This is a genomic window from Ruegeria sp. SAZD013, assembly GCF_059612525.1.
This window is the reverse complement of the sequence record NZ_JBXWQT010000018.1, coordinates 129,222-136,247: the sequence shown is the minus strand read 5'-3', so window position 1 is coordinate 136,247 and position 7,026 is coordinate 129,222. Positions and strand designations below refer to the sequence as shown.

8 protein-coding genes are annotated in these 7,026 nt (G+C 59.4%); 4 read left to right on the top strand and 4 right to left on the bottom strand.

The genetic code is table 11. From position 1 onward, the window contains the following. Positions 1-198 precede the first annotated feature (198 nt). Complete coding sequence (locus tag AC2FLU_RS05070; RefSeq protein WP_480518914.1) at positions 199-873, top strand: class I SAM-dependent methyltransferase; 675 nt, start codon at positions 199-201, stop codon at positions 871-873. 210 nt (positions 874-1,083) lie between these two features. Here AC2FLU_RS05070 and AC2FLU_RS05065 read toward each other — a convergent pair whose 3' ends face one another. Continuing rightward, entirely contained in the window at positions 1,084-1,653 is a 570-nt protein-coding gene (locus AC2FLU_RS05065) for a GcrA family cell cycle regulator (protein ID WP_267363457.1), read from the bottom strand. A 126-nt stretch (positions 1,654-1,779) separates the two neighbouring features. Between AC2FLU_RS05065 and AC2FLU_RS05060 the strand changes: the two genes are divergently transcribed. Continuing rightward, complete coding sequence (locus AC2FLU_RS05060) at positions 1,780-2,583, top strand: ABC transporter permease (protein ID WP_480624044.1); 804 nt, start codon at positions 1,780-1,782, stop codon at positions 2,581-2,583. Here the strand turns inward: AC2FLU_RS05060 and AC2FLU_RS05055 are convergent. From AC2FLU_RS05055 to AC2FLU_RS05045, 3 genes are all read right to left on the bottom strand, one after another. Beyond that, positions 2,580-3,815, bottom strand: a complete 1,236-nt coding sequence (locus tag AC2FLU_RS05055) for an MFS transporter (RefSeq protein ID WP_496809082.1) — start codon at positions 3,813-3,815, stop codon at positions 2,580-2,582. The two genes, AC2FLU_RS05060 and AC2FLU_RS05055, sit on opposite strands and share 4 nt — an antisense overlap. Positions 3,816-3,921: 106 nt before the next feature. After that, positions 3,922-4,806: a DMT family transporter gene (locus AC2FLU_RS05050; RefSeq protein ID WP_480473653.1), complete on the bottom strand. Its 885-nt coding sequence runs from the start codon at positions 4,804-4,806 to the stop codon at positions 3,922-3,924. A gap of 52 nt (positions 4,807-4,858) precedes the next feature. Beyond that, entirely contained in the window at positions 4,859-5,224 is a 366-nt protein-coding gene (locus AC2FLU_RS05045) for a MerR family transcriptional regulator (RefSeq protein ID WP_480473652.1), read from the bottom strand. Between the two features lie 74 nt (positions 5,225-5,298). On the opposite strand from AC2FLU_RS05045, the gene AC2FLU_RS05040 reads away from it, so the two are divergent. Both AC2FLU_RS05040 and AC2FLU_RS05035 read left to right on the top strand, forming a co-directional pair. Next, positions 5,299-5,556, top strand: coding sequence for a zinc ribbon domain-containing protein (locus AC2FLU_RS05040; protein ID WP_480495119.1), 258 nt, complete (start codon positions 5,299-5,301; stop codon positions 5,554-5,556). A 245-nt stretch (positions 5,557-5,801) separates the two neighbouring features. After that, positions 5,802-6,989 carry an aspartate aminotransferase family protein gene (locus tag AC2FLU_RS05035; protein ID WP_496809003.1) on the top strand — a complete coding sequence of 396 codons (1,188 nt, stop codon included), beginning with the start codon at positions 5,802-5,804 and terminating at the stop codon, positions 6,987-6,989. Positions 6,990-7,026 lie beyond the last annotated feature (37 nt).

Here is a 7,026-nt window from a genome sequence, read left to right as displayed (position 1 = left end):
CAGCAACTCTCCTGCAACTCAAGAGAATTGAATCAGCAGCCAAAGCATCGCTCAAGCAGAGTTTTTCAACAGTATCTCCGCTCAGCGGACCCCCATGAGATTAACAGAGAATGCCCGGTTCGAACCCATTCGGACTTTACTATGTTTCTGTGCTAGTTTGGAAATGTTGTGCGCGCCGTCGCATTGGAGGTTATCCACATGGCACACATTGCGCTGCTGCGGTCCATGTATTCGATGAAGGGTCGCCCAGTTGTTGATATCGGAGCGGGGGATGGCGTGTACTCAAAGCAACTTCATGCGGAGGGTGCACATGTAACCGCCATCGAAGTTGACCCCGCCAAAGTATCGAATGCGAAATCAAACTTGCCACCCGACGTTGATGTTCGACTAGGAACGGCAGAAAACTTGCCTTTGGAAACAAACTCACAGCAGTTGGCCTGTTTCTTCTTTTCTCTACATCACGTGCCAGCCAATCTGCACGAAGCCGCCTTCGATGAAGTTCGCCGGGTTTTGAGGCAAAACGGTCGATTGCATGTGGTCGAACCTTATCCGTATGGAACAATGTTTGACGTAGTTCGGATGGTCGAAGACGAGACGTCTGTGCGTACAAACTCCCACAACGTTTTGAATCGACTCGATAAAGACCAAAGCTACAGCTTGTTGGCCAAAAATGAGTATGTTTTGACCCGGGAGTACCCAACTTTTGAGTACTTTTTGGATAAGATCGTGCGACCTGATCCTGACAGGTATTCACAGTACGAAGCAGTGGCTTCTGATATGCGGCAAACTTTTGAAAGCGTCATCGAAAGCGTCGATGGCAAGCGCGTCCTACATCAACCGTGCGCATCATATCACTACCAAGTTTTCACCTAGAGTTTTGACGGCCCAGTGTCCTAATTGTCCGCAAAGTTGACGCTCCGAACTAAAACACCCTCGCAGCATTCAGCGAGGGTGTTTTCTTTGTAAGAGCTCGTTACGTCTTGCGTCGTTCTTGACTATGCAACGCCTCCGGTAAGAGGCGTGGCGAAACGCCTGCGCCCTTTTCACGTTCCATAGACAAGATTTAGGTTCTTGTGTTCGCAATTACCGCCGCCGGTCGCGGCGCGAGCTCATGGGTTGGAAGGCCACGCCCACATGCGCCTCGCAATAGGGTTTGCCTGCCTCAACCGGCAGTCCGCAGAACCAGAAATCCTCGGTCGCGGGGTCGCCCACGGGCCACTTGCAGGTTTTCTCGGTCAGTTCCATCAGCGTCAGCTTCTTGGCCTTCTTCTCGATCTCGTTGACCTTGGCCAGCGCCTCGGGGCTGATCTCGTTGGCCGAGGGCTGCGGCGGCAGCGGCTGACCGGCCGGGATGATCTGGCGGCGGGCCGGAACGGCGGGTTTCGCCTCGGCAGCAGCAGCCGGGCGCGCCGGTTCTGTCTTTGGCATGGGTCTGGGCTTGGCTTCGGCCTTGGGCGCGGGTGCCGGTTTCTCTTTCGGTTCGGACTTGGCCGGGGCTGCGCCTGCTGTCCGGTTGGACAGGCCGAGGCGGTGGACCTTGCCAATCACCGCGTTGCGGGTCACGCCACCCAGTTCCTTGGCGATCTGGCTGGCCGACTGGCCTTCGCCCCACATCTTCTTCAGCAGTTCTACGCGCTCGTCTGTCCAGGACATCGTCAGCCTTTCAAAAGCGGAAAGCGGCCCCGGATTCGGGCCGCCTTGGGAATTCGTCTCAGCCCCCTATTCTAAACACTGCGGCCCGAGTTACAAGCTGTCTTCGAATCAGGTTGAGGGCAAAGCATGCAGAATCCCGCAGAACAGACCGCACGCAGCTTTGGAGCGGTCAACTGGATGGGGCTTTACACGCTGGCGCAGCGCGAAATCCGGCGCTTTCTTTCGGTCTGGACCCAGACCGTTCTGGCGCCTCTGGTCACGGCTGGCCTGTTCCTGCTGATCTTCACAATCGCCATTGGGCCCAGCCGCCCTGACGTCATGGGCGTGCCGTTTGTGGTGTTTCTGGCACCGGGGATCCTGATGATGACGGTGATCCAGAACGCCTTTGCCAATACCTCCTCTTCGATGGTGATTGCAAAGGTGCAGGGCAATATCGTCGACACGCTGATGCCGCCGCTGTCCCCGCTCGAGATCCTGCTGGGGTATCTTGCCGGTGGCATCGCCCGTGGCCTGATGATCGCGCTGGTGATTTCGATTGCTTTGCTGGTTTTGCTGTCCATCGCGCCCCAGCACCCGTTGATTGCGCTGATCTTTGTTGTTCTGGGGGGCGCATTCATGGGCGCGCTGGGCCTCTTTGCCGGGATCTTTGCGAACAAGTTCGACCAGATGGCCGCGATCACCAACTTCATCGTCACACCTCTGGCCTTCCTGTCGGGCACCTTCTATTCGGTCGAGGCGCTGCCTTCTGTCCTGAACCGCCTGACCCACCTGAACCCGGTCTTCTACCTGATCGATGGGCTGCGTTACGGCATGATCGGCGTGTCCGACAGCTCTCCGTGGTTGGGCATGGCGGTTTGTGGTTTTGCCACGCTGGCCATCGGGCTGATCACCTGGCAGATGCTGCGTACCGGCTATCGGCTTAAGGCTTAACCGGGCTCTGCCAGCCTATCGGGCGACAGGGCAGGCTTGGGTTCGCCCAGCCGCGGATGCAAGCGGGCCGAGACAGCCCATGCCCCAAACAAAGCAATCCCGCCTGCCGCGAACACACCGGCCACCGGTGCCGCCAGCAAGACCAGAGCTGCAATACCGGGCGTCAGAATGCCCGAGACATCGCGGTAACTGGAATAAATCGCCGACATCTCGGTTCGCTCAGACGGTTTCACGGCCATTAGGAAGGGCAATCCGGCGCAGATATCCAGAACGATCAGCCAGACAGACCCCAGAACCAGCGCAGCGACCGAGGCGACCGGCCATCCCGCGACCAATCCGGCTGCGAAGAAGCAGCCCCCCGCGGCGGCAAACCCGATGCGAACAGCAGACCTGAGCGACCGCGTCTGGACCCAGCGCAGGATCAACGGGGCGGCCAGCAGCATGGCGTTTGTGCACGACAGAAGGATGCCGCCCAGTTGTTCTCCCAGCCCGTTTTGGATGGCGAAAATGGGCAGGTAGACCACATATATCCACCACCCGCAGGACCGGATCATTGCAAACAGATATCCGGCAACCAATCTGGGTTGAACAAAGAACCGGGGAAGAAAGGCCAACGGGTTGTTGGCCGGACCACGGGCCTTGGTGATCAGCTTGCCATTGCCCAGACGCATGCGCCAGAACTGCGCCAGCATGACCAGCGCTGCACCGGCACTGATGACAAACGGGGCAGGGTGCCACAGCTCCATCAGCAGGACACCGGCCATTGGGCCGCCCGTCCATCCCAAAGCGCTGTAGAACATGCGGCTGGTCTCGCACCGGCCAAGTTCGATCTTGCTGATGTAATCCAGCACATAGGTGTTGAAGCAGATGAAAGTGACAACCGTGGCCATGGTATTTAGGGCCAATGCGCCGACCACGGCCTCGGGGCTGCCCTCGATCGCCAGCGATGCACCACAGATGAACATGACACAACCGGTGGAATAGGCCCATCTGCGCGGTACAAAACGGATCAGGAACGGCACCATCAACCCGACCAGCAGGGACAGGATGCCAATCAGGAAATACAGGAATGACACGGACGAGGCATCGCCCAGCGCCCGGTACATCGCCAGCGGAAAGACTGAAATCAGGATGCCACGCACGATGGCTTCAATCCCGGCCAGAATCCCAAAATCGCGAACTGATGCGGCAGGCGCGTGGCGGACCCATTCAGGTATTCGGCGTTCATGCATGACAAACTCGCAAATCAACTCAGCCCAGAATGCGCCTGCTGCTTTGCCGTTCATGGGGGTTTGCGACACAAAGGTCGCCCCTGAACCGCAAGGACGGTTTTTTCTGTCAGGTCCGGCGGTTTACTGCCTCGCGCCAGACCAGGATCAGCCCTCCGGTCAGAATCGTGACCGCGCCAATCAGACTGATCCGGTCGGGGATCACATCAAACACCGCAAAATCGTACAGCGCGGCGAAAATCAACGTGGCATAGCTGATCGGGGCCACGAATGACGCGTCCGCCCGTGCCATGCCGTTGATGAAACAAACCTGCGCGCAGGCCATCAGCAGGCCGATCCCCACCAGTGCAACCCATTGCTGCGGCGTAGGCATTTGAAACACAAAGCTGACCGCGACCGTAGCGATCACCAGCCCCATCGTGTTGTTGATCAGCAGAATCTGGATCGGAGCCTCGCGCCCCGACAGTTTCTTGATAAAGATCAGCTCCATCCCGATAAACGCCGCCGCAGCCAGCGCCAGAAGGGCGGCGGGCTGAAAACTTGCAGGTGTCGGGCGCAGCAGGATCACCGCACCCACAAGGGCCACGGCCGCCGCCAGCCAACGCCACCGGCCGACCCGCTCCCCCAATAGCGGAATGGCCAGTACCATACCAAAGACAGGGTTCAGAAAGGAAATCGCCGTCGCATCCGCCATCGGAATGAACGCAACAGACGCGAACATCAACGTCACCCCGGCCCAGCCAAAGCTGGTTCGCCCGACATGCAGCCCCCAATGGGGCCGTCCCAGCCGGGGGCGAAGCACTGCGACCGCCGACAGGATGGCAAACAGAGCAAACAGAAACCGCCCGTGACTGATCTGCATCGCGTGCAAGGGAGGCCCGAGTGTCTCCGTCCCCAACGCCTTGGCCAACAGCGTCGTCGCCGCGATAAAGGCGGTCGCGACAAAGATCAGCCCTGCGGCCACAGCAGGATTTTGCGCCTTCGGGGTGAACATGGGCGAAAGCGGTGCGCCAAAACGTGTGCCTTGGCAAGACGCAAATCTGCGCTCAGCGCAAAACCGGAGGGGCAGCCAGCGCCGCCTTGGCTTGTTTGAGGCTGTTCAAAAACCGCTCTGCCCGTGCGATCCGTGCTTCGACCTCGTCAATCCGGTCCTGCAAAAACGCCTCGCCGTCAAAGCTGTCGGGATCGGCGGCTTCCAACTGCCCCAGCAACATGACCAGCTCTGCAATGCTGATGCCTGCCGCCTGTGCATCTGCAACTTGCTCCAGCGTGATCAGCGCTTCTTCGGGATAGTCGCGATAGCTGTTGGTGTTGTCCGGCCCCGGAGCTGACCGGATCAGCCCTTGGCGTTCATAAAACCTCAGCGTGTCACGGCTCAGCCCGCTGCGCCGCGCAAGTTCCCCGATCCGCATGTTTCAAAACCGTTGACTCAACTCCATGGTTTTGATCCTATGTCAGACAGTTATTCTCTGCAAGGACAAGCACCATGGGTCCCAAATGCCAAAGTTGCGGCATGCCGCTGTCAAAAGACCCCCAGGGCGGCGGGTCCGAAGCTGGCGGCGGGCGCAGCACGCGTTACTGCTCGCTGTGTTACGAAAACGGTGCGTTCCGCCATCCCGACGCATCGCTGGAAGAGTTTCAGTCTCACTGCGTCGATGCCCTTGTCGCCAAAGGCATGCCCCGCATCCTTGCCTGGGCTTTCACCCGCGGCATGGGCAAGCTCGACCGCTGGCGCTCGGCGTAATGATCCGGTGGCAATTTTGACCCTGCGGCAATAATGGGGTTTTCAGGCTGTCTTTTCACGTCTATAGAGCGGCCATGATCAAACGCGCACATATCCAGTTGCTCCGACGCCGACGCCGCTCTGCGTAATCGGCCTGTTTGATCCCATGTGCCTGCCAAATTGGCACAATTCTCACCAAATCTGTTGACGAAGCGGGCCTTCGTGTATCACTCACGAGGCTCAAACGACCCGAAAAGGATGATCCCATGATCCCGTCCGTTCTGCCGACCTATAACCGCGCGCCCTTGTCATTTGTAAAGGGCGAAGGCGCCTGGCTGACTGAAGCGGATGGCCGACGTTTTCTGGACCTCGGCGCAGGGATCGCAGTGAACGCGCTGGGCCATGCCCATCCGGCGCTGGTGGCCGCCCTGACGGAACAGGCCCACGCGCTGTGGCATGTCTCGAACCTCTACAACATCCCGCAACAGCAGGCACTGGCAGACAAGCTGGTCGAACACACCTTTGCGGATACGGTATTCTTCACGAATTCCGGCACCGAAGCCTGTGAACTGGCCGTGAAGATGGCCCGCAAGTATTTCTATGACAAAGGCCAGCCCGAACGGGTTGAGATCATCACCTTCGACGGCTCGTTCCATGGCCGGTCGTCGGCGGGCATCGCAGCGGCCGGGTCCGAGAAGATGACCAAAGGCTTTGGCCCGCTTTTGCCGGGCTTTGTCCACGTCACCTTTGGCGATCTCGACGGTGTCACCAACGCCATCACCGAAAATACCACAGCCATCCTGATCGAACCGATTCAGGGCGAGGGCGGCATCCGCCCCGTGCCCGATGCCGAGCTCAAGGCCCTGCGCGCCATTTGCGACGAACACGGTCTGCTGCTGATCCTGGACGAGGTGCAATGCGGCGTCGGTCGTACCGGCAGGCTCTTCGCACATGAATGGGCGGGGATCACCCCGGATATCATGATGGTCGCCAAAGGCATCGGCGGTGGTTTCCCCCTCGGCGCCGTGCTGGCAACCGAAGACGCGGCGTCTGGCATGACCGCAGGCACGCATGGCTCCACCTATGGCGGCAACCCGCTGGGCTGTGCCGTGGGCTGTGCGGTGATCGATCAGGTCGCCACACCCGCCTTCCTCGAAGGTGTCAACCGCAAGGCTGGTCTGTTGCGCCAGAAACTCGAAGGTCTGGTTGCCGATCACCCCGAGGTTTTCGAAGAGGTGCGCGGATCGGGCCTGATGCTCGGCCTGAAATGCAAGGCGCCAAATATCGACGTGGTCAATGCGGGCTATGACAATCTGGTCATCACCGTCCCTGCCGCCGACAACGTCATCCGCCTGCTGCCGCCCCTGACCCTGACCGAGGATGACATCGCCCAGGCCATGATCCGCCTCGAAAAGGCCGCCAATCAGATCGAAACCCAGCTCGCAACTGCCTGAGCTTCATCTTTTCCCAAATACTCCGGGGGTGTGGGGG

Excerpts from the sequence above, each read along its gene's own strand:
- AC2FLU_RS05070 (WP_480518914.1), top strand. The coding sequence starts at position 199 with ATGGCACACATTGCGCTGCTGCGGTCCATGTATTCGATGAAGGGTCGC.
- AC2FLU_RS05065 (WP_267363457.1), bottom strand. The coding sequence starts at position 1,653 with ATGTCCTGGACAGACGAGCGCGTAGAACTGCTGAAGAAGATGTGGGGC.
- AC2FLU_RS05060 (WP_480624044.1), top strand. The coding sequence starts at position 1,780 with ATGCAGAATCCCGCAGAACAGACCGCACGCAGCTTTGGAGCGGTCAAC.
- AC2FLU_RS05055 (WP_496809082.1), bottom strand. The coding sequence starts at position 3,815 with ATGCATGAACGCCGAATACCTGAATGGGTCCGCCACGCGCCTGCCGCA.
- AC2FLU_RS05050 (WP_480473653.1), bottom strand. The coding sequence starts at position 4,806 with ATGTTCACCCCGAAGGCGCAAAATCCTGCTGTGGCCGCAGGGCTGATC.
- AC2FLU_RS05045 (WP_480473652.1), bottom strand. The coding sequence starts at position 5,224 with ATGCGGATCGGGGAACTTGCGCGGCGCAGCGGGCTGAGCCGTGACACG.
- AC2FLU_RS05040 (WP_480495119.1), top strand. The coding sequence starts at position 5,299 with ATGGGTCCCAAATGCCAAAGTTGCGGCATGCCGCTGTCAAAAGACCCC.
- AC2FLU_RS05035 (WP_496809003.1), top strand. The coding sequence starts at position 5,802 with ATGATCCCGTCCGTTCTGCCGACCTATAACCGCGCGCCCTTGTCATTT.